At 74.2% G+C, this 19,373-nt stretch carries 16 protein-coding genes and 1 tRNA gene; all 17 read right to left on the minus strand.

Annotation, left to right across the window (positions count from 1 at the left end):
* Window position 1 precedes the first annotated feature (1 nt).
* Window positions 2-1,333 carry a threonine ammonia-lyase gene (gene ilvA, locus ACZ1IK_RS02405; protein ID WP_465098299.1) on the minus strand — a complete coding sequence of 444 codons (1,332 nt, stop codon included), beginning with the start codon at window positions 1,331-1,333 and terminating at the stop codon, window positions 2-4.
* On the minus strand, window positions 1,333-2,550 hold the full coding sequence (locus tag ACZ1IK_RS02410; RefSeq protein ID WP_465098300.1) for an AI-2E family transporter: 1,218 nt from the start codon (window positions 2,548-2,550) through the stop codon (window positions 1,333-1,335). The genes ilvA and ACZ1IK_RS02410 overlap by 1 nt, the downstream gene beginning before the upstream one ends.
* A complete protein-coding gene (locus ACZ1IK_RS02415; protein WP_063189020.1) occupies window positions 2,547-3,518 on the minus strand; it encodes an aldose 1-epimerase family protein in 972 nt (323 codons plus the stop codon). Before ACZ1IK_RS02415 ends, ACZ1IK_RS02410 begins: the two co-directional genes overlap by 4 nt.
* A gap of 121 nt (window positions 3,519-3,639) precedes the next feature.
* Window positions 3,640-4,515, minus strand: coding sequence for a Bax inhibitor-1/YccA family protein (locus ACZ1IK_RS02420; RefSeq protein WP_036384970.1), 876 nt, complete (start codon window positions 4,513-4,515; stop codon window positions 3,640-3,642).
* Window positions 4,516-4,699: 184 nt separating this feature from the next.
* Window positions 4,700-4,776, minus strand: a tRNA-Leu gene (locus ACZ1IK_RS02425).
* 91 nt (window positions 4,777-4,867) lie between these two features.
* Window positions 4,868-6,283 (minus strand): NAD(P)/FAD-dependent oxidoreductase, encoded by a 1,416-nt coding sequence (locus tag ACZ1IK_RS02430; protein WP_454180050.1) that lies wholly within the window; start codon window positions 6,281-6,283, stop codon window positions 4,868-4,870.
* A 53-nt stretch (window positions 6,284-6,336) separates the two neighbouring features.
* Complete coding sequence (locus tag ACZ1IK_RS02435; protein WP_144879234.1) at window positions 6,337-7,935, minus strand: DUF501 domain-containing protein; 1,599 nt, start codon at window positions 7,933-7,935, stop codon at window positions 6,337-6,339.
* 50 nt (window positions 7,936-7,985) lie between these two features.
* A complete protein-coding gene (locus ACZ1IK_RS02440) occupies window positions 7,986-8,816 on the minus strand; it encodes an FtsB family cell division protein (RefSeq protein ID WP_063189012.1) in 831 nt (276 codons plus the stop codon).
* Between the two features lie 136 nt (window positions 8,817-8,952).
* Window positions 8,953-10,230, minus strand: a complete 1,278-nt coding sequence (eno, locus tag ACZ1IK_RS02445) for a phosphopyruvate hydratase (RefSeq protein WP_454180049.1) — start codon at window positions 10,228-10,230, stop codon at window positions 8,953-8,955.
* Window positions 10,231-10,407: 177 nt separating this feature from the next.
* Window positions 10,408-11,214: a MazG nucleotide pyrophosphohydrolase domain-containing protein gene (locus tag ACZ1IK_RS02450; RefSeq protein ID WP_465098301.1), complete on the minus strand. Its 807-nt coding sequence runs from the start codon at window positions 11,212-11,214 to the stop codon at window positions 10,408-10,410.
* 7 nt (window positions 11,215-11,221) lie between these two features.
* Entirely contained in the window at window positions 11,222-12,433 is a 1,212-nt protein-coding gene (locus ACZ1IK_RS02455) for an adenosine deaminase (RefSeq protein ID WP_465098302.1), read from the minus strand.
* A gap of 24 nt (window positions 12,434-12,457) precedes the next feature.
* The gene (locus tag ACZ1IK_RS02460; protein WP_036336738.1) at window positions 12,458-13,105 is read right to left on the minus strand and encodes a DedA family protein; all 648 of its coding nucleotides are present in this window, start codon (window positions 13,103-13,105) and stop codon (window positions 12,458-12,460) included.
* A 4-nt stretch (window positions 13,106-13,109) separates the two neighbouring features.
* On the minus strand, window positions 13,110-14,444 hold the full coding sequence (locus tag ACZ1IK_RS02465) for a thymidine phosphorylase (RefSeq protein ID WP_465098303.1): 1,335 nt from the start codon (window positions 14,442-14,444) through the stop codon (window positions 13,110-13,112).
* A 74-nt stretch (window positions 14,445-14,518) separates the two neighbouring features.
* Window positions 14,519-14,950 (minus strand): cytidine deaminase, encoded by a 432-nt coding sequence (locus ACZ1IK_RS02470; RefSeq protein WP_036336742.1) that lies wholly within the window; start codon window positions 14,948-14,950, stop codon window positions 14,519-14,521.
* 2 nt (window positions 14,951-14,952) lie between these two features.
* The gene (locus ACZ1IK_RS02475; protein ID WP_036336743.1) at window positions 14,953-16,260 is read right to left on the minus strand and encodes an ABC transporter permease; all 1,308 of its coding nucleotides are present in this window, start codon (window positions 16,258-16,260) and stop codon (window positions 14,953-14,955) included.
* Window positions 16,257-17,672 carry an ABC transporter permease gene (locus tag ACZ1IK_RS02480; protein ID WP_148408464.1) on the minus strand — a complete coding sequence of 472 codons (1,416 nt, stop codon included), beginning with the start codon at window positions 17,670-17,672 and terminating at the stop codon, window positions 16,257-16,259. The genes ACZ1IK_RS02475 and ACZ1IK_RS02480 overlap by 4 nt, the downstream gene beginning before the upstream one ends.
* The gene (locus tag ACZ1IK_RS02485; RefSeq protein ID WP_465098304.1) at window positions 17,669-19,267 is read right to left on the minus strand and encodes an ABC transporter ATP-binding protein; all 1,599 of its coding nucleotides are present in this window, start codon (window positions 19,265-19,267) and stop codon (window positions 17,669-17,671) included. The genes ACZ1IK_RS02480 and ACZ1IK_RS02485 overlap by 4 nt, the downstream gene beginning before the upstream one ends.
* Window positions 19,268-19,373: the final 106 nt, after the last annotated feature.

A 19,373-nucleotide genomic window follows, 5' to 3' on the forward strand; every position in this document is an offset into this window, starting at 1 on the left:
GTCAGGGCAGCGGGGCCGGGCTGTAGCCGGCAGCGCGCAACGCCTCCAGCACCTGGGCGGAGTGCTCGGTGCCGCGGGTCTCCATGTCGATCGTGATGTGCACGCCGCCCATGGACAGCTCCGGGCCGACGCGGGTGTGGTCCACGCGCACCACGTTGGCGTCCGTGTCCGCGATGATCCGTGAGATCGTGGCCAGCTCGCCCGGGCGGTCCCGCAGCGGGATGCGCACGGTCATATAGCGCCCCGCGGCCGACAGTCCGGCCTGGATGGACTTCAGCATGAGCATCGGATCGATGTTCCCGCCGGAGAGGATCACGGCGGTGGTGCCGAACTCGAAGCCCAGGTCCGCCGTGCGGCCCGCCAGCAGGGCGGCCACCCCGACGGCGCCCGCCGGCTCCACCACGAGCTTGGAGCGCTCGAGGAGGTGGACGAGGGCCGCGGCGATCTCGTCGTCCGTGACGGTCACGACGGCGTCCACCAGCTCGGCGGCGATCCGCAGCGGCAGGGCCCCGGGCCTGCCGACGGCGATGCCGTCCGCGATGGTGGACACGCTCTCCAGCACCTGGACGCGGCCCCCCTCGAGGGAGCCGGGGAACGCGGCGGCGGTGGCCGCCTGCACGCCGATGACGCGCACCGTGCGCCCACGACGCCGGGCGGCCTCCTTGAGGGCCACGGCCGTGCCGGCGATGAGCCCCCCGCCGCCGATGCCCATGATCACGGTGTCCACGTCCGGCAGCACGTCGAGGATCTCGAGGCCGACGGTGCCCTGCCCCGCGATCACGGCCGGGTCGTCGAACGGCGGGATGAACACGGCACCGGTCTCCGTGGCCCACCGCTGCGCCTCGGCGAGGGACTCGTCCACGGTGGAGCCGTGCAGGACGACCTCGGCGCCGTGGTCCCGGGTGGCCTGAAGCTTGGGCAGGGCGACACCGTGCGGCATGAAGATGCGGGCGCGGATGCCGAGCTTGGCGGCCGCGAGGGCGACCCCCTGGGCGTGGTTGCCGGCCGAGGCGGCCACGACGCCACGGCCGCGTTCCTCCTCGCTCAGCTGCGCCATCCGCACGTAGGCGCCGCGGACCTTGAACGAGCCGGCCCGCTGCAGGTTCTCGCACTTCAGGTGCACGTCCGTGCCCACGGCCCGGGAGAGCGCCCGGGAGTGCTGCAGCGGGGAGAGCTCGGCGATCCCGCGCAGCGTCTCGCGCGCCCGCTCGATCTCCTCGAGGGTGACGGGCAGCGCCGTCGGGGCCGGCGGGCCGCCGGCGGGCCGCACCCACCGGGGCGACGGCGTCGGGACGGTCCGGTCCGGGGTGTCCGTGGCCTGCGCCGCGCCCATCAGGCGTCGTCCCCGTGCCGGGTGCCCGCGTCGGCCTCGGAGGCGAGGGCGGCGTCGTCGTGCGCCGAGGGGCGGTACCGGTGGGAGCCGGCCGTCTCGTCCTCCGCGCCGCCCGGTTCGAGGGCGTGGCCCGTCCGCTCCGTGAGCTCCTCGGGGGTGTCGGCGGTGAGGGCGCGGACGAAGCTGTTCACGAAGGCCAGCACCGGCACGGCGAACACGGCGCCCGCCAGACCGAGGACGGTGGAGCCGGCGGCGACGGCCAGGAACACGGCCAGCGGGTGCAGCGCGACGGCCTTGCCCATCACGAGCGGCTGCAGGACGTTCGACTCGATCTGCTGCACGAGCAGCACCACGCCCAGCATGAGCAGCGCGTTGACCAGGCCGTTGGACATCAAGGCCAGGAGCACCGCCATCGCGCCGGTCAGGGTGGCGCCGATCATCGGGATGAACGAGGCCAGGAACACGAGCACGGCCAACGGGATGGCCAGCGGCACGCCCAGGATCAGGGCACCGATGCCGATGCCGACGGCGTCGATGAACGCCACGAAGATCTGGACCCGCACGTAGGAGCCGAGCGACTGCCAGCCCGAGCGGCCCGCGCGGCCCACGGTGGCCCGGTGCGCCTTCGGCACGAAGATCAGCAGGAAGCGCCAGATGCGGTCGCCGTCGTAGAGGAAGAAGATCAGGGAGAACAGGGCGATGAACAGGCCCGCACCGATGTTGACGGCCGTGGAGCCGAACGAGACGGCGCTGTTCATGACCGTGGCGGAGTTGTCCCGCAGCGTCTGCCACAGGCCCTCCAGCCCGGCACCGGACCGGGGGATCTCCACGCCCACGCCGGCCAGCCAGGCGATCGCGTCGTCGACGGCCTGGCCCAGCTGGCCGCCCAGTTCGGCGAAGCCCTGGACGATCTGCTGACCGGCGAGCCCCATGAGGCCCACCACGACGACGACCAACAGCAGCACGCACAGTAGGGCGGCCGCGACGCCCGGCACCTTGATGCGCCGCATCGCCTGGAACACCGGGGCCAGCAGGGTGGCCAGCAGCGCGGCCACGAGGATCGGGATCACCACGAGGCTCACGAAGCCCAGCAGGTACACCACGACGCCGATGCCGATGACGACGGCCACCAGCCGCCAGGACCAGGCCGCGGCCACCGTCAGCCCGTAGGGCACGTCCTTGTCGATCTTGGTCTGGGCCGCCAGGGTCGAGCTCACGCGCGATCCTCCTCGTGTGGGTGGTCGGGGACATGGGGGGTCAGACCCCACTGGACGCTCCAGCGGGCGTGCGGGGCGAGCCGGTGCAGGCCCTCCCCCGAGTTCAGGGCGTCCGCGGGAGCGGTGAGCGGCTCCACCGCGAGCGCCGTGTCACGGCCGGGAAGCCGGTCCGTGACGAAGACGTGGGTGTAGGCGAACGCGTGGTCGGACCACAGAGTCACGGCGCGGCCGTCCGCGGCGAGCAGGGTCTGGCGGTGCCGGCCGTCGGCGTCCGGGGTCAGGCCGGTGAGGCACACGTCCAGGGCGGCCTCGCCCACGGCCCGGCCGCGGCGGAAGTCCAGCTCGGTGCCGTCCACCGGCAGGGTCTCCACGGGGATGAGGTCCTCCCCCGTGCGGATCCAGGCGTCCGCGGGCACGCGCAGGCTCAGCTCCGCCGTCGGGACGTCCCCGATGCGCAGGAACGGGTGGGAGCCGACCGCCACGGGCACGGTGGCGTCCGTGTGGTTCTGCACCTCGGCGGTGACGGTGAGGCCGCCGTCCGCCTCGAGCTCGTACGTGACGCGGTGGGTGAGCCGGAACGGCCAGCCGTGCTGGGGGTGGATCTCACCGCGCAGGGTCACCGCGTGGGCGGAGAACGTCTCGGTGACGAAGTGGGTGTTGCGCAGCAGGCCGTGGCTGGCGTGGCCGCGCGCGGGTTCGGTGACGTCCAGGCGCTGCTCGACGCCGTCCAGGATCCAGCGGGCGCCGGCGACGCGGTTCGGCCACGGGCTCATCTGGATGCCGTTGGCGGCGGGCGGGACCACGTCCTGGCCGTACGGCTCGGTCAGGTCCACGCCGCCCACGCGGTACCTGCGCAGGGCACCGGCCAGGCCGACGACGACGGCCTCCGCGGACCCGCGGTGCAGGCGGTGCTGGGTGCCGGTGGCGTCCGGAGCCCCGAAGGCGGGCAGGTCGCTGGTCTCGGTCACGGGACCTCCTGAGTGGCGGCGAGGGACCCCCTCAATCTACGCCCTCGCGGACGCAGACCGCCCCGGCCCTGTGCAGGACCGGGGCGGCGGTGCGGGTCTCCGTGCGGGGACGGGGCGCCGGTCAGTCGTTGCCGCGCAGGATGGCGACGATGCGCAGGATCTCGATGTACAGCCAGATCAGGGTCACGGTCAGGCCGAAGGCCACGGACCAGGAGTACTTCTGCGGGGCGCCGTTCTTCACGCCCACGGCGGCCATCTCGAAGTCCATCGTCAGCGAGTACGCGGCGAGCAGCACGGCGATCGCGCCGATGATCAGGCCCAGGCCGCCCTCACGCATGTTGCCGATGCCGGTCCAGGTGAGGACCAGGTTGACGAGCATGAAGACGAGGTAGCCGATCATGGCGCCCATGACGATCTTCGTCATGCGCGGGGTCGGGCGGAACTTGCCCGAGGTGTAGAGCGCCAGCATCACCGCGAACACGGAGAAGGTGCCGAGCACGGCCTGCACCACGATGCCCGGGTAGGCGCCCTCGAAGAACGCCGAGATGCCGCCCAGGAACAGGCCCTGCGCCACGGCGTAGGCCATGATCAGCACGGGCGAGGGCTCGCGCTTGAACGCGTTGACCAGGCCCAGCACGAGGCCGGCGATCGCGCCGATGATCATCAGGCCCGGCGAGAACCAGCCCACGGCGCCCGCCACCACGACGAGCACGAGCATCAGGCCGGTCTTGCCGACGACGTCGTTGAAGGTCATCCGGCCGGTCTGCTCCGGGCCGGCGGAGGGCGCGCGGAAGGCGTCCTCCATGGACTGCTGGTGCGCGTACTGCTGGGCCGCCTGGCCGGCGCCGAACGCCTGGGCCTGGCCGTACGGGCTCTGCTGCTGGCCGTACGGGGACTGCGCGGACTGCTGCCCGCCCTGGTACCAACCGGGCTGCGCCTGTCCGCCGCCCTGCATCTGCTGCTGGAAGTTCTGAGAGTTCATGACCGGATTCGCCACGGCTCACTCCTTCGGGTCGAGTCGGCCCGGTCGCACGCCGCCGCAGTGAGCCGCGTTCGTGCCCCGGGGTTCAGCACGATCCTATCGGGAGGTCTGTGTCCGCGCGCGGGGTCGGAGCGTGGATCCGCGCCGGTTCACCGGCTGTTCACGGTGGGCGCAGAAGCGAGGCGCGCGGGGAGACGCGTGGTGCCCCCGGCGGGACTCGAACCCGCAACACGCCGATTTTAAGTCGGCCGCCTCTGCCAGTTGGGCCACGGGGGCGTGGCGGGCCCGTGGACGCGGGCCCGGGTGCGGACGACGCCGGCCCCGCCCGATGCGCTCGGACGGGGCCGGCGGCCCGCTGGCTGCGGGATCAGCCCTTCGAGGACTCGAGGGCCCGCTGCCGCTCGAAGCGGCCGGGCTCGAGCTCGACGCCCGCGGCGCGGCGGAACGGGTTGAACGGGGTGTCCAGGCCCGCCACCGAGGTGGAGTCACGGCCGAACAGGGTCTCGGCGACCCAGCCGGACAGGATGCGGAACTTCCGCTCCAGGGTGGGCATCGCGTAGCCGTGGTAGCCGCGGTGGGCCAGGAACGCCGGGATGCCGGCGATCTTGGTGCCCAGCGGGTTGCCCACGCCGCGGCCGAAGCCCAGCCCCGCCACGGTGCCCAGGGACTTGTGCACGTACTCCTGCACCTCGCCCTCGCCGTGGCGCACGGCCATGTAGTTGGCGGCCAGACGCTTGGCCTGACGGATGGCGTGCTGGGCGTTCGGGACGCAGAAGCCGCCCGGGCCGGCCCCGGTCAGGTCCGGCACGGCGGAGACGTCGCCGCAGGCCCACGCACCCTCGAGCGCGCCGGCCTCGCCGTCCTTGATCTGCAGGGTGGGGGTGGCCTCCACGCGGCCGCGGTCGTCCACCGGGAAGTCGGTGCTCTTGACCACGGAGTTGGCCACCACGCCGGCGCACCACACGAGGGTGTCCGCCGCGAAGGTCTCCGCCTCCTCCTTGGAGGGCATGGCCACGAGCTTCATGACGCCGTCCGTGGCGTCGCCCAGCGAGGTGTTCAGCAGGACCTCGACGCCGCGGGACTTCAGATGCTCCACCACGCCCTGGGCCTGCTCCTCGGAGACCTCGGGCATGATGCGGCCCACGGCCTCGACGAGGACGATCCGGATCTCCGACTGGGAGAGGCGCTCGTTGCGCTCCACGGCGTTGCGGATGAGGTTCTCCATCTCCGCGATGGCCTCGATCCCGGCGAAGCCGCCGCCCACCACCACGAAGGTCAGGGCACGCTTGCGCTCCTCGGCGTCCGTCATCAGGGAACCGGCGTCCAGGCGCTCCAGGATCTGGTTGCGCAGCTGGACGGCCTCCTCGACCGAGCGCAGACCGATGCCCTGCTCGCCCAGACCCGGGATCGGGAACACGCGGGTCACGGCGCCCGCGGTCATCACGATGTCCTGGTACGGGATCTCGAACTCGTCGCCGCCCTCGCCGCGCACCACGGCGGTGCGGCCGGCGTGGTCCACGGACACGACGGCGCCGCGGACGACCTCGGCGTCCTTGAGGTGCGTCTGCAGGTCCACGTTCACGTGGCGGCCCTCGATGTGGCCGCCCACGACCTCGGGCAGGAACGGGTAGTACGTCATGTACGGGCGGGGGTCGACGACGGTCACGACGCCGCCGCGCTCGGCGACCTTCTTCTGCAGCTCGCGGGCGACATGGAACCCGGCGTAGCCGCCGCCGACGATCAGCAGGCGCGGCTTGGGAGACAGTTCAGGAGTGAGAGACATACCGCCAGTCTACGCACGCACGGGCCCGGCCCCTCCACTCTCCGCCGTCGTGGTCAGGACCGCAGCGAGAGCACGATCCCGTCCAGGATGTCGTGCTCGCTCGCCCAGGCCTCGGTGACGCCCGCGACCTCGGCCACCCGCTCCAGGACGGTGCTCCACAGCAGCGCGCCCGCGCCGATCACGTCCACCCGTCCCGGGTGCATGAACCCCCGCTCGGAGCGCTCGGCCCGGGTCGCGGCCACGAGGCCCTCCGCCGCCGCGCGGAACTCCGCGATCGGCAGACGCGCGCCGTGGATGGCCTCGGGCTCGTACGTGCTGAGCCCGAGGGCCTCGGCGGTCACGGTGGTCACCGAGCCGGCCACGCCGACCACGCGGGCCACGCGTTCCAGCGGCAGGCGGGCGGCGGCGTCGTCGAGGAGGCGGCGGGCGTCCGCGCGGGCCGCGGCGACCTCGTCCGACGTCGGGGGGTCGGAGCGCAGATGACGCTCGGTGAACCGCACGCAGCCCATGTCCAGGCTGACCGCGCCCACGACCTCGCCCGCGGGCGTGCCGACGACCAGCTCGGTGGAGCCGCCGCCGAGGTCCACGACGAGCACGAGGTCCTCCGGGCCCAGGTCCGCGGTCTCGACGGCGGAGACGGCGCCCGCGAAGGACAGGGCGGCCTCCTCGGCGCCCGAGACGACCTCCGGCTCGACGCCGAGCCGCTCCCGGACGCCGTCGACGAACGCGGCCCGGTTGGAGACGTCCCGGCTGGCGGAGGTGGCCACGAACCGGACCCGGCCGGCGTGGTGGCGCTGGACCAGGCGGGCGTACTCGTCCACCGCCGCGAAGGTGCGCTCCAGCGCGGCGTCGGAGAACGCGCCGGTGGCGTCCACGCCCTCGCCCAGGCGCACCACGCGCATCTCGCGCACGACGTCGGCCAGCGGCGCCGTCGGGTCGGCCCCGGCGCCGGTGGTCTCGTCCGTCCCGGCCGGCCGGGAGATCAGCAGGCGGATGGAGTTCGTGCCGCAGTCCACGCCGGCCACCGTCACCTCCTTCAGCGCGGCGACGCGCTCGAGGTGCTTCACGTGCCGGGAGAGGTCCTTCGTGGGCACCGCCGCGGCCTCGTCCCACGCGCCCTCGCACGCGCAGACCTCGGGCGTCCACCACGGGGCCACCAGGGCGATCGCCTCGTCCCCGAGCGGGTTCACCCCCGGCCCGGCCGCGAGCGCGTGGCCCACGAGGGCGTGCAGGCACTTCACGCGCTCGGGCATGCCGCCGGCCGAGACCCCGGCGATCTCCGGGACGGGCCCCGTGCCGGCCTCGGCCCCGACCCGGTCCCGCTCGGCGATGTAGGCCTCGTGCGCCGCGCGGTGCGCGGCCGCGAGCGCGGGGTCCTGGGCGAGGCGGTCGTTCATGCGCGCCATCTCCCCGTCCGCCTCCACGCGCGAGACCGCCGCCGTCAGCACGGGGTGCGTCAGGTAGAAGGTCGTGGGGAACGGGATGCCGTTGGAGAGGCGCGGCGCGGTGGTGGCCACGAGGGGGTTGCCGCACACGCAGCGGGCGCCGATCTCCACGACGTCCCGGACCGGGCGGCCGAGCTGGCGGGACAGGGTGTCCAGGTCCTTCTCGGTGACGGTGCGGTCCTGGGCGGGGCGGGGGCTGACGGTCATGGTGTCCTCGGGGGTGCGGGGGTGGTGCGGGCGGGGGCGGGACGCGGGGTTCACTCGAGCCCGGCGCGGACGGCCGAGTCCCACAGGCCCTCGGCCCACGGCAGGCGGGTGTTGACGACCTCGTCCGCGCCGGCGGCGGGCGTGTCCTCGGCCTCGGTGTCGGTCTCGGTCTCGGTCTCGGTCTCGGAGGGTCGTCCCGTCACGGAGTACAGGGTCTCCCCCGGCATGACCAGCTCGAGGCGCTCGCGCGCCTGCTGGGTCACGTAGGCGGGATCGTCCCACAGCTGGATCCGCCGTTCGTAGTCCTCGCGCTGGGCCTGCATGGTGGCGATCTCCTCGCGCGCGGCCGAGATCTCCAGCTGCTGGTTCAGGAACGCGCGCAGCGTGGGCGCCACCAGGACGGCGGCCACCAGCAGCACGGCGACGACGATGAGCGAGCGGCCCGTGATCTGCCGGGCCGGCACCGGCTCCGGCAGCGGGGCCCGACGGCGGGCGGCCGTGGCGGCGGCGGATGCGGCGCCGCGGGGGGCGGGCCGGGGCCGACGCCCGGCCGGGCGGGCCGGAGCCGTGCGGCGCGGGGGTGCCGACGGGGATGCGGGGGCGGCGGTGTCCCCGGCGGAGGCCGTGTCGGCCCGGTCCGCGTCCGGGTGCCCGTCCAGGTGTCCGGGGTGACCGGCCTGGCGGCGCTCCTGGACGCTCTGCAGGTCGATGACCTCGGCGTCCGTCGCCGCGGGCGCCGGCGTGGGGGCCGCGGGGGTCGGCGTGGGCGCGTCCGGCTTCGGGGAGGCCGTCGTCGGGGCCGCCGGGGCCGCGACGGCGGTCCGGCGCGGGGCGCCCGTCGTCGGGTCGACACGGGGCACGCGGGGGCGGCGCGGACTCATCGCGGACTCCTTCGGACGCACTGCGGGAACCCTCCCAGCCTACTGCCCGCCCCTGGCAGGATCCTGGTCGCGCCGGGACGGGCGCGGGCCCGCCCGGAAGGATCCGGGCGGGCCCGCGCGTCGTCGTCGGGGACGGTCAGCCGCGGAAGCGCGGGAAGGCGGAGCGGCCCGCGTAGACGGCGGCGTCGGCCAGGTCCTCCTCGATGCGCAGCAGCTGGTTGTACTTGGCCACGCGGTCCGAGCGGGCCGGGGCGCCGGTCTTGATCTGGCCGGCGTTGGTGGCCACCGCGAGGTCCGCGATGAACGTGTCCTCGGTCTCGCCCGAGCGGTGCGAGATCATGCAGTGGAACATGTGGCGCTGGGCCAGGGCGATCGCGTCGAAGGTCTCGGTCAGGGAGCCGATCTGGTTGACCTTCACGAGCAGGGCGTTGCCGGCCTTCTCGTCGATGCCGCGCTGCAGCCGCTCCACGTTGGTGACGAACAGGTCGTCGCCCACCAGCTGGACGCGATCGCCCAGCTGCGCCGTCAGGTGCTGCCAGCCGTCCCAGTCGTCCTCGTCGAGCGGGTCCTCGATGGAGACGATCGGGTAGTTGTCCACCAGCTCGGTGTAGTAGGCGGCCATCTCCTCGGCGGAGCGCTGCTGGCCCTCGAAGGTGTAGGAGCCCTTGTCGAAGAACTCGGAGGAGGCGACGTCCAGCGCCAGCGCGATGTCCTCGCCCAGGCGGTAGCCGGCCTTCGTCACGGCCTCGGCGATGAGGTCCAGGGCGGCCCGGTTGGACTCCAGGGACGGGGCGAACCCGCCCTCGTCGCCCAGGCCGGTGGACAGGCCCTTCTCCTGCAGCACGGTCTTCAGGGCGTGGTAGACCTCGGTGCCCCAGCGCAGGGCCTCGCGGAAGGACGGGGCGCCGATCGGGGCGATCATGAACTCCTGGATGTCCACGTTGGAGTCCGCGTGGGCGCCACCGTTGAGGATGTTCATCATCGGCACGGGCAGCACGTGGGCGTTCGGGCCGCACAGGTACTTGTAGAGCATGAGGTCGGAGGCCTGCGCGGCGGCCACGGCGACGGCCATCGACACGCCCAGGATCGCGTTCGCGCCCAGCGTGCCCTTGTTGGGGGTGCCGTCCAGGTCCCGCATCGCGCGGTCCACGGCGCGCTGGTCCGCGGCGAACTCGCCCTCGAGCTCCTCCGCGATGCCCTCGACCGCGGCGACGGCGTCCAGCACGCCCTTGCCGCCGTAGCGCTTCTTGTCCCCGTCACGGCGCTCGACCGCCTCGAACTCGCCGGTGGAGGCGCCCGAGGGCACGGCCGCGCGGCCCAGGGAGCCGTCGGTGAGCAGGACCTCCACCTCGACGGTGGGGTTGCCGCGCGAGTCGAGGATCTCGCGAGCGTGGATGGCGTCGATCAGGGCCATGGACGGGTCTCCTTCAATCGAAGTCGGAAGTCGTGCCCGCGGCGTGGACACGGCCTCAGCCTAGCGGGGACCTCCGGTTCCGGTCGGCCGCGCGCCGGCGACAAGACCGCCGTTCCCCCCGGCTGCGATGTCGCTGGGGCGCGGTCGGGGCTGCGGCCGGGCCGGCGCGGCGCCGCGTCAGCCGGACGGACGCAGCGCCGACCAGTCCCCCGCACGCACCCGGGCCACCGTGGTGCGCAGGGCCCGTTCGGGGTCCAGCCCCGCCGCCCGGGCCCGACGCACCAGCGCGAACAGCTCCGCCCCGAGCGCGGCCTCGCCCGGCCACACCGCCGCCGGGCGCTCTCCCGCCTCGGCGGCCGGCGCCGGGACGTGCGCGGCGAGCGGGTCCGGCTCCTGCCGGGCCGCGCGGTCGACCACCTTCGCGGCGGCGGCCAGCGCCGGCAGCCGGGCCGGGATGTCGCCGACGTCGAGGCCCGGGCCGGTGCCGCCGTCGTCGTGGGTCGGGGCGGCGGACGAGAGCCCCGCGGCGGCCCGCTCCTGCGCCTTGACCCGCTCCCAGGCCAGCTCGACGGCCTCGGGCGTGACGGCGGCGAGCTCCTCGGCCGGTCGCAGGCCGCCCTCGGGGGTGAGCACGAGCGGGTTGCGCCGGATCATCTTGGCGGTGAGGGCGTCGGCCGCGTCGTCCAGGCGGAACCCGGCCGTCTCCGCCGGGGCGCCCGGCGCCCGGGAGACGGCGGCGTGCAGCACCACCTGGAACAGGACGTCCCCGAGCTCGGCGGCCAGGGCGGGGTACGCGCCGTCGGCCCGACGCGCGGGCACGTCGGCCCACGCGGCGGCGTCGCGGGACTCGATCTCCGCCACCGCCTCGTACGCCTCCTCCACGAGGTACTCGGCGAGGTCGGCGTGGGTGAGCGCGGCCGTCCAGGGGCAGTGGTCGCGCAGGGCCTCGACCACCGCCACCAGACGGTCCACACTCGCGCTCACGGGCGGATCAGTCGTCCTCGTCCTCGTCGTCCAGCTCCTCGAGGACCGGGCCGACGGCGTCGCCGGAGATGACCTCGCCCCAGCCGGCCACGAGGATCTCGGCGAGGTCCTCGCGCTCCTCCACGGACAGGAAGGCTGCCTCGGCGGCGTTGAGCTGCAGGTCCAGCAGCTCGGAGAGCGAGTAGCCGAAGGTCTCGGCGAGCAGGTAGAGCTCGTCGGTCAGGGACACGTCCGAGACGAGCCGGTTGTCCGTGTTCGCGGTGACGCGGAAGCCGAGCTGCACGAGCAGGTCGATGGGATGGCCCGCGATGCCCGCCGCGGCGTCCACCGCGCCGGTCTGCAGGTTCGAGGACGGGCAGACCTCCAGGGCGATCTGCCGGTCCCGCACCCACGCGGCGGTCTCGCCCAGGTCCACGAGGCCGGTCAGCTCGTCCAGCTGCTCGCCGTCCTCGTCCACACCGCCGTACTCCACCGAGATGTCCTCGGCCAGGCGCACGCCGTGGCCCAGACGCAGGGCGCGGCCGTCCACGAGGGCCGAGCGGACGGAGTCCAGGCCGTCGCCCTCGCCCGCGTGCACGGTGACGGGCAGGTGGTGGGCGGCCAGCCACGTGAAGGTGTCGGCGAAGCGGGAGGGCGGGAACCCGGCCTCGGCGCCCGCGATGTCGAAGCCCACGACGCCGGCCTCGCGGTGGCGCACGGCCAGCTCGGCGATCTCCTGGGCCCGGTCAGCGTGCCGCATCGCGGTGACCAGCTGGCCCACGCGGATCACGTGGCCCGCGGCGTCGGCGGCCTCGACCGCCTCGTCCAGACCGGCCTGCACGGCCTCGACGGCCTCGTCCAGGGTCAGCCCGCCGGCCAGGTGCTGCTCGGGGGCCCAGCGGATCTCGCCGTAGACGACGCCGTCGGCGACCAGGTCCTCGACGAACTCGCGGGCCACGCGGCGCAGCTGCTCGCGGGTCTGCATCACGGCGGTGGTCAGGGCGAAGACCTGCAGGTACTTCTCGAGGGACTCGCCGTTGGCGTGCTCGGCGATCCACTCGGCCAGGCCCTCGACGGTGTCCGCGGGGACCTCGACGCCGGCCTCGCGGGCCAGGTCGAGGACGGTGCCCACGCGCAGGCCGCCGTCGAGGTGGTCGTGGAGGGAGACCTTGGGCAGGACGGCCAGGTCGACCTCGAGCGGGGAGGGGGATGCGGTGTCCGGAAGCTGCGTCGTCGTCACGGGCGTCACTCTACGGCAGGGCGCTCAGCGCAGGGCCTCCTGCTCGGCCAGGGTGAGGCCCTTCACCCCGGCACCCAGCCGGCGGCGCAGCAGGGCCTTGAGCAGACGGTCCAGCAGCAGGCCCACGAGCGCGGCACCCGTCACGGAGACGGCGATCTGCAGCACCGGGTTCTCCAGCCAGCCCGCGGTCAGGCGCGCGATCATGATCGAGTACGCGGCCCAGCTGGCCGTGGAGAGCAGGTCCAGCGCCACGAACCGCACCGGAGGATAGCGGGTGGCGCCGGCCGTGAGATTCAGGGCCACGCGTCCGCCGGGGATGAACCGGGCGGTGAACAGCAGCAGCGCGCCGTGGCTGTGCAGGTGGTGCCGGGCGACCTCGACCGTGGCCCGCACCCGCCGCAGCCGCATCCACCGGAACCGCTCGACGCCCACGGCACGGCCGATCGCGTACGCGGCCACGTCCCCCAGGAACGCGCCCGCGAAGCCGACCCCCCACAGCGCCCACAGGGAGAACGGATGCCCGTCGCGGACGATCGCGCCGAGGGCCACCAGCACCGACTCCGACGGGAAGATCGGCACGATGCCGTCGAGCAGGCACAGCAGCAGCGTCAGCGGCAGGACCCACCACTGCGCGGAGGCGTGGAGGATCGCCCCCTCGAGCCACGCGAGCATCCGGTCAGCCGATCCGGTCCAGGATCACGGAGCGCTCCCGCAGGGCCCGGGCGGCGGCGTCGTCGAGCTCGCCGACGGCCCAGCCGCCGGCGAGCGCGGCCCTCGCCCGCTCGAAGCGCTCCGGCGTGTCCGTGTGCAGGGTCAGCACCTTCTGACCCCGGGCCACGCGCTCGCCGGGGCGGACGTGCACCTCGACGCCGGCCGCGGCCTGGACGGCCTGGCCCTGTCGCTCCCGCCCGGCGCCGAGGCGCCACGCGGTCAGGCCCACGGCCATCGCGTCCAGCTCGGTGAGGACGCCGTCCGTCTCCGCGACGACGTCCTCGGTGTGGGCCGCCGTCGGGAGGGCCGCGCGGGGGTCGCCGCCCTGGGCCTCGATCATCCGGTTCCACACGTCCATCGCCCGGCCGTTGGCCAGGTGCTCGGCCGGGTCCACGTCCGTGACCCCGGCGCCGGCGAGCATCGCGGCGGCGAGCGCCACGGTGAGCTCCACGACGTCGGCCGGGCCGCCGCCGGCGAGCACCTCCACCGACTCGCGGACCTCGAGGGCGTTGCCGGCCGTCCGGCCCAGGGGCACGGACATGTCCGTGAGCAGCGCCGAGGTGTCCACCCCGGCGTCCCGGCCGAGGTCCACCATGGTCCGGGCCAGCTCGCGGGCGGACGCCTCGTCCTTCATGAACGCGCCCGAGCCGCACTTGACGTCCAGCACGAGGGCGCCGGTGCCCTCGACGATCTTCTTGGACATGATCGAGGAGGCGATCAGCGGGATGGCCTCCACCGTGCCGGTGACGTCGCGCAGGGCGTACAGGCGCTTGTCCGCCGGGGCCAGGCCCGAGCCGGCGGCGCAGATCACGGCGCCCACCTCGGAGAGCTGGCGCAGCATCGCCTCGTTGCTGAGGTCGGCCCGCCACCCGGGGATCGCCTCGAGCTTGTCCAGGGTGCCGCCGGTGTGGCCGAGGCCGCGGCCGGACAGCTGCGGCACCGCCACCCCGAAGGAGGCCACGAGCGGGGCCAGCGGTAGGGTGATCTTGTCCCCCACGCCGCCGGTGGAGTGCTTGTCCGCGGTGGCCAGGGGGCGGCCGTCCGGGGTGGTGAGCCCGCCGAAGTCCATGCGCTCGCCCGAGGCGATCATCGCGTCCGTCCAGCGGGCGATCTCGGCGCGGTCCATGCCGTTGAGCAGGATCGCCATGGCCAGGGCGGACATCTGCTCGTCCGCCACCACGCCGCGGGTGTACGCGTCCACCACCCAGTCGATCTGCTCAGGCGACAGCGTCCCCCGGTCCCGCTTGGTGCGGATCACCTCGACGGCGTCGAAGGGCTCGGCCTGCGGCTGCGCGGTCATGGGGTTCTCCTCGGAGGACGGCTGCGACGGTCAGCCTCCGACTCTAGCGAGCGGGCCCGGGAGCGCGCCGCAGGTCAGGGACGGTCCGCCCGCTCCAGGTCGGCCGGGCCGAAGGCGTCCGGCAGCACCGCGTCGATCCCCCGCTCCCCCGCCGGGGTGAGCAGCACGAGCCCGGGGGCGCGGAACTCGTACAGCAGCTGGCGGCACCGCCCGCAGGGCATGGTGAGCACGCCCGCGCCGTCCACGCACACGAACGCGGCCAGTCGGCCGCCCCCGCCCATGCGCAGGTCGGCCAGCAGCGCGCACTCGGCGCACAGGGTCAGCCCGTAGGACGCGTTCTCGATGTTGCAGCCCGAGACGAGGCGGCCGTCGTCGGTGAGCGCGGCGGCGCCCACCCGGAACCCCGAGTAGGGCACGTAGGCGTGCTCCGTGGCGGCCAGGGCCGCGGCCCGCAGCCGGTCCCAGTCCACGCGCGGCGCCGTCGTCGTGTGCTGCCCGTCCGCCACGGCTACTCCTTCACGTACGGCACGCCCGAGGCGGCCGGGCCGCGCGAGCGGCCCACGAGGCCGGCCACGGCGAACACCGTGACGAGGTACGGGAGCATCGCCATGAACTGGCTCGGCACCGGGGTGCCGAGGATCGCCAGGACGTACTGCATGTTGGTGGCGAAGCCGAACAGCAGCGCCGCGAAGAACGCGCCGATCGGGTTCCAGCGGCCGAAGATCACGGCCGCGAGCGCGATGAAGCCCTGGCCCGCCGTCATCTCCTTGGTGAAGGACGACGCGGAGACGAGCGTGAAGAACGCCCCGCCCATGCCGGCCACCGCACCGCCCAGCAGGACGGCGGCGTACCGCGTGCGGTTCACGTCGATGCCCACGGTGTCCGCGGCCTTGGGGTGCTCGCCCACGGCGCGCACGCGCAGGCCCCAGCGGGTGCGGAACAGGGCGAACCACAGCGCGATCACGAGCAGGTACATCGCGTAGCCCAGGATCGTCTGGTCGAACAGGATGGGCCCGAGCACGGGGATGTCCGCCAGGCCCGGGATCCGCAGGTTCGGGAAGTGCGGCGGCGCGTTGAGCTCGGTGTCCCCGTCCGTGAGGACGGTGGAGTACAGGAAGCTCGTCAGGCCGGCCACGAGCACGTTGAGCACGACGCCGACGATCACCTGGTTGACCAGGTACTTGATCGAGAACACGGCGAGCAGCCAGGACACGAGGACGCCGGCCACGATGGCGGCGACCAGGCCCGCCCAGGGCGAGCCGGTGGCGGTGCCGACGACGGCGGCCGTGAACGCGCCCGCCAGCAGCTGACCCTCGATCGCGATGTTCACCACGCCCGAGCGCTCGGCCAGGATGCCGGCCATCGAGCCGAAGATCAGCGGGACGGCCAGCGCGAACGAGCCGGCGATCAGGCCGGTGAGGAACACGGTGGTGTTGTCCGCCGAGCCGATCACCCAGATGAGGAACGCGGCCACGAAGGCGACGGCGAACGGGGCCGCGGCCCAGCCGGGGGTGCGCCCCGAGCGCAGGGTCGCCAGCCAGGCCACCGCGGTCAGCAGCGCCATGAGCCCGACGAGCAGCCAGCCCCCCAGCACGGGGTCGGCGGTCAGGTCCGGGAGCACGACGGCGTCGGACGCGTTCGAGAGTCGGAAGGTCGCCGCCGCCTCGGGGGCGCCGAGGGCGAAGACGGCCAGGGCCAGCAGGGTCAGGATCGTCAGGGCGATCGGGGTGGTCCAGTGCCGGACCACGACCCGGGCGGGCTCGGCGGCCTCGGGGCGGACGACGTCGGCGTGGGGCCGGGCGGCGGTCGCGCTCATCGGGCGTCCCCCTTCTGCTCGTGCGGGCGGTGGGTCGGGGCCGTGTCCGTGGGTGCAGTGGTCGGAGCCTGCGGGTCCGCGACGGCGGCGGTCGCGGCCTCCTGGACGCCCGTGGACGGGGCGGCGGCGTGGCCGCCGGCGCCGGTCAGCGCGGCGCCGGCCACGGCGGGCTGGGTCACGGGGTCGGCCGCGCGGCGGGCGCGCGCGGCGCCCGGGGCGGGCAGCCGGAAGATGGCGCGCACCAGCGGCGGGGCCGCGATGAGCAGCACGATCACGGACTGCACCACGAGGACGATGTCGACCGGCACCCCGGTCTCGGTCTGCATGGTCACGCCGCCGGCGCGCAGGGCGCCGAAGAGCAGGCCCGCGAACAGCACGCCCACCGGGTGGGACCGGCCGAGCAGCGCCACCGTGATCGCGTCGAAGCCGAAGGACCCGGCCACGGAGGTGTTCAGCGTGCTCTCCGTGCCGGCCACGTGGGTGGCGCCGGCCAGGCCGGCGAGGCCGCCGGAGATCGCCATGGCGGCCAGGTAGGAGCCCTTGACGGAGATGCCGGCCGTGCGGGCGGCGTCCGGGTTGGCGCCCACGGCCCGCAGGCGGAAGCCGAGGGTGGAGCGCTGCATCAGCCACCACGTGAAGAGCACGGCCAGCAGCGCGACGAAGAAGCCCCAGTGCAGCCGGAAGTCGGTCCCCAGCAGCCGCGGGAACATGGCGGAGCGGTCCAGCGGCGCGGACACCGGGTTCGTGGTGCCGGGTGCCCGCAGGACGGGGGTGTTCAGCAGGTACGCGAGCAGGTTCACCGCCACGTAGTTGAGCATGATCGTGAGGATCACCTCGTGCGCGCCGGTCCAGGCCTTGAGCACGCCGACGACGGAGCCCCACAGCACGCCGCCGAGCACGCCCATCACGACGACGAGCAGCAGGTGCACGCCGGCCGGCAGGTGCAGGTGCACGCCGAACCACGTGGCGAACATGGCGCCGAAGATGAACTGGCCCTGGCCGCCGATGTTGAACAGGCCCGCCCGGAAGGCGATGGCGATGCCCAGCGAGATGATGATCAGCGGGGTCGCCACGGTGAGGGTCTCGGTGAGCGGGTAGAGCATGCCCGTCGCGTCCGAGGCCCGGTAGTTGAAGACGGCGCCGCGGAACAGGGCCGCGAAGGCCCCGGCGAACGCGGCCCAGGCGGCGGAGAGCAGGTCGCCCGGGCGGGCGAAGAAGTAGCCGGCGGCGTCGCGGACGTCCTCGTCCACGGCGATGATCAGCAGACCGGAGATCAGCAGGGACAGCAGGATCGCCAGGGCGGTGACCGTGCCGTTGCCCGAGAGGATCCGGCGCAGGGCGGAGTCGGCGGGGGCGGGCCGGACGGCCGCGTCGGACGCGGGGGCCGGGCGCTGCGGGGCGGCGGTGCTCACGGGCGCTCTCCTTCCGTGGTGGGGTGGGCGGCGGGCGCCTCACCGGCGGTGCCGGGCGTGCCCGCGGCGACGTCTGCGCCGGAGGCGAGGGCCGCGTCGTCGGGGGTCTGGCCGGCCATCATGAGGCCGAGCGTCTCGCGCGAGGTGTCCCCCGGCACGATGCCGACGATCCGCCCGTGGTACATCACGGCGATCCGGTCCGCCAGCTCGAGGACCTCGTCCAGCTCGGTGGAGACGATCAGCACGGGGGTGCCGGCGTCGCGCTCGGCGATGATCCGGTCGTGCAGGAACTCGATCGAGCCGACGTCCACGCCGCGCGTGGGCTGCGAGGCGATGAACAGGCGCAGCCCGTCCACGAGTTCGCGGGCCATGACGACCTTCTGCTGGTTGCCTCCCGAGAGGGAGGAGACCGGCAGGTCCACGCCCTGGGTGCGGACGTCGAACTCGGCCACGCGGCGCTCGGCGAGCGCCCGCACCGCGGCGGGGCGCATCTGCACGGCGTTGCCGGCCGGGGCGACGTCGTACCGGTTGAGCACCATGTTCTCCGCCACGGAGAACGGGCCGACGAGCCCGTCCGTGGAGCGGTCCTCGGGCACGAAGCCGACGCCGGCGCGGATGATCTGGCGGGTGGACCGGCCGATCAGCTCCCGACCGTCCAGGGTGACGGAGCCGGTGGCCTTGACCAGGCCCATGATCGCCTCGGTCAGCTCGGTCTGCCCGTTGCCCTGCACACCGGCCACGGCGAGCACCTCGCCCTGGCGGACGGCGAAGGACACGGCGTCCAGCAGCACCTGGCCCGTGGGCGAGACGACGGAGAGGTCCTCGACGCGGAACGTCTCCTCCCCCAGGGTCGGGGCCGTCTTGCGCCGCTCGAGGACGACGCTCCGGCCCACCATGAGGGCGGCCAGCTCGGCGGCCTCGGCGGAGGGGTCCGCCGTGCCGACCACGCGGCCGCGGCGCAGCACGGTGATGTCGTCCGAGACGGCCTTGACCTCGCGCAGCTTGTGGGAGATGAACACGATCGCCGTGCCGTCCGCCCGCAGCTGCCGGATGATGCCGAGCAGCTCGTCGGTCTCCTGGGGGGTGAGCACGGCGGTCGGCTCGTCCAGGATGAGGATGCGCGCGTCGCGGACGAGGGCCTTGATGATCTCGACGCGCTGCTGCACGCCCACGGGCAGGTCCTCGACGACGGCGTCCGGGTCCACGTCGAAGCCGTACTGGGCGGAGATCTCCCGGATCCGCCGGCGGGTGGCCTCGAGGTCGAGCACGCCCAGGGCGCGGGTGTGCTCGTCGCCGAGGGCCACGTTCTCGGCCACCGTGAAGACGGGCACGAGCATGAAGTGCTGGTGCACCATGCCGATGCCCGCGCGCATGGCCTCACCGGGACCGGAGAACCGGACGGGCTCGCCGTCGAGGAGGATCTCCCCCTCGGTGGGCTCGTAGAGCCCGAAGAGGACGTTCATCAGGGTGGACTTGCCGGCGCCGTTCTCGCCGAGGAGGGTGTGCACCCGCCCCGACTCCACGGTCAGGTTCACGTCCTCGTTCGCGGCGAACGAGCCGAAGCGCTTGGTGATCCCGCGCAGTTCGAGCCTCATCGAGGGCCTTCCGTCTGGTCGATGCTCGTGGTGCCGCGCTCGGCGGCGGGGGCGGGCCGGGCGCCCGCGCGCCGCGGGGCCGGTCCGGAGGGGTCCGGGCCGGCCC

This window comes from Micrococcus sp. CS26, assembly GCF_055522295.1.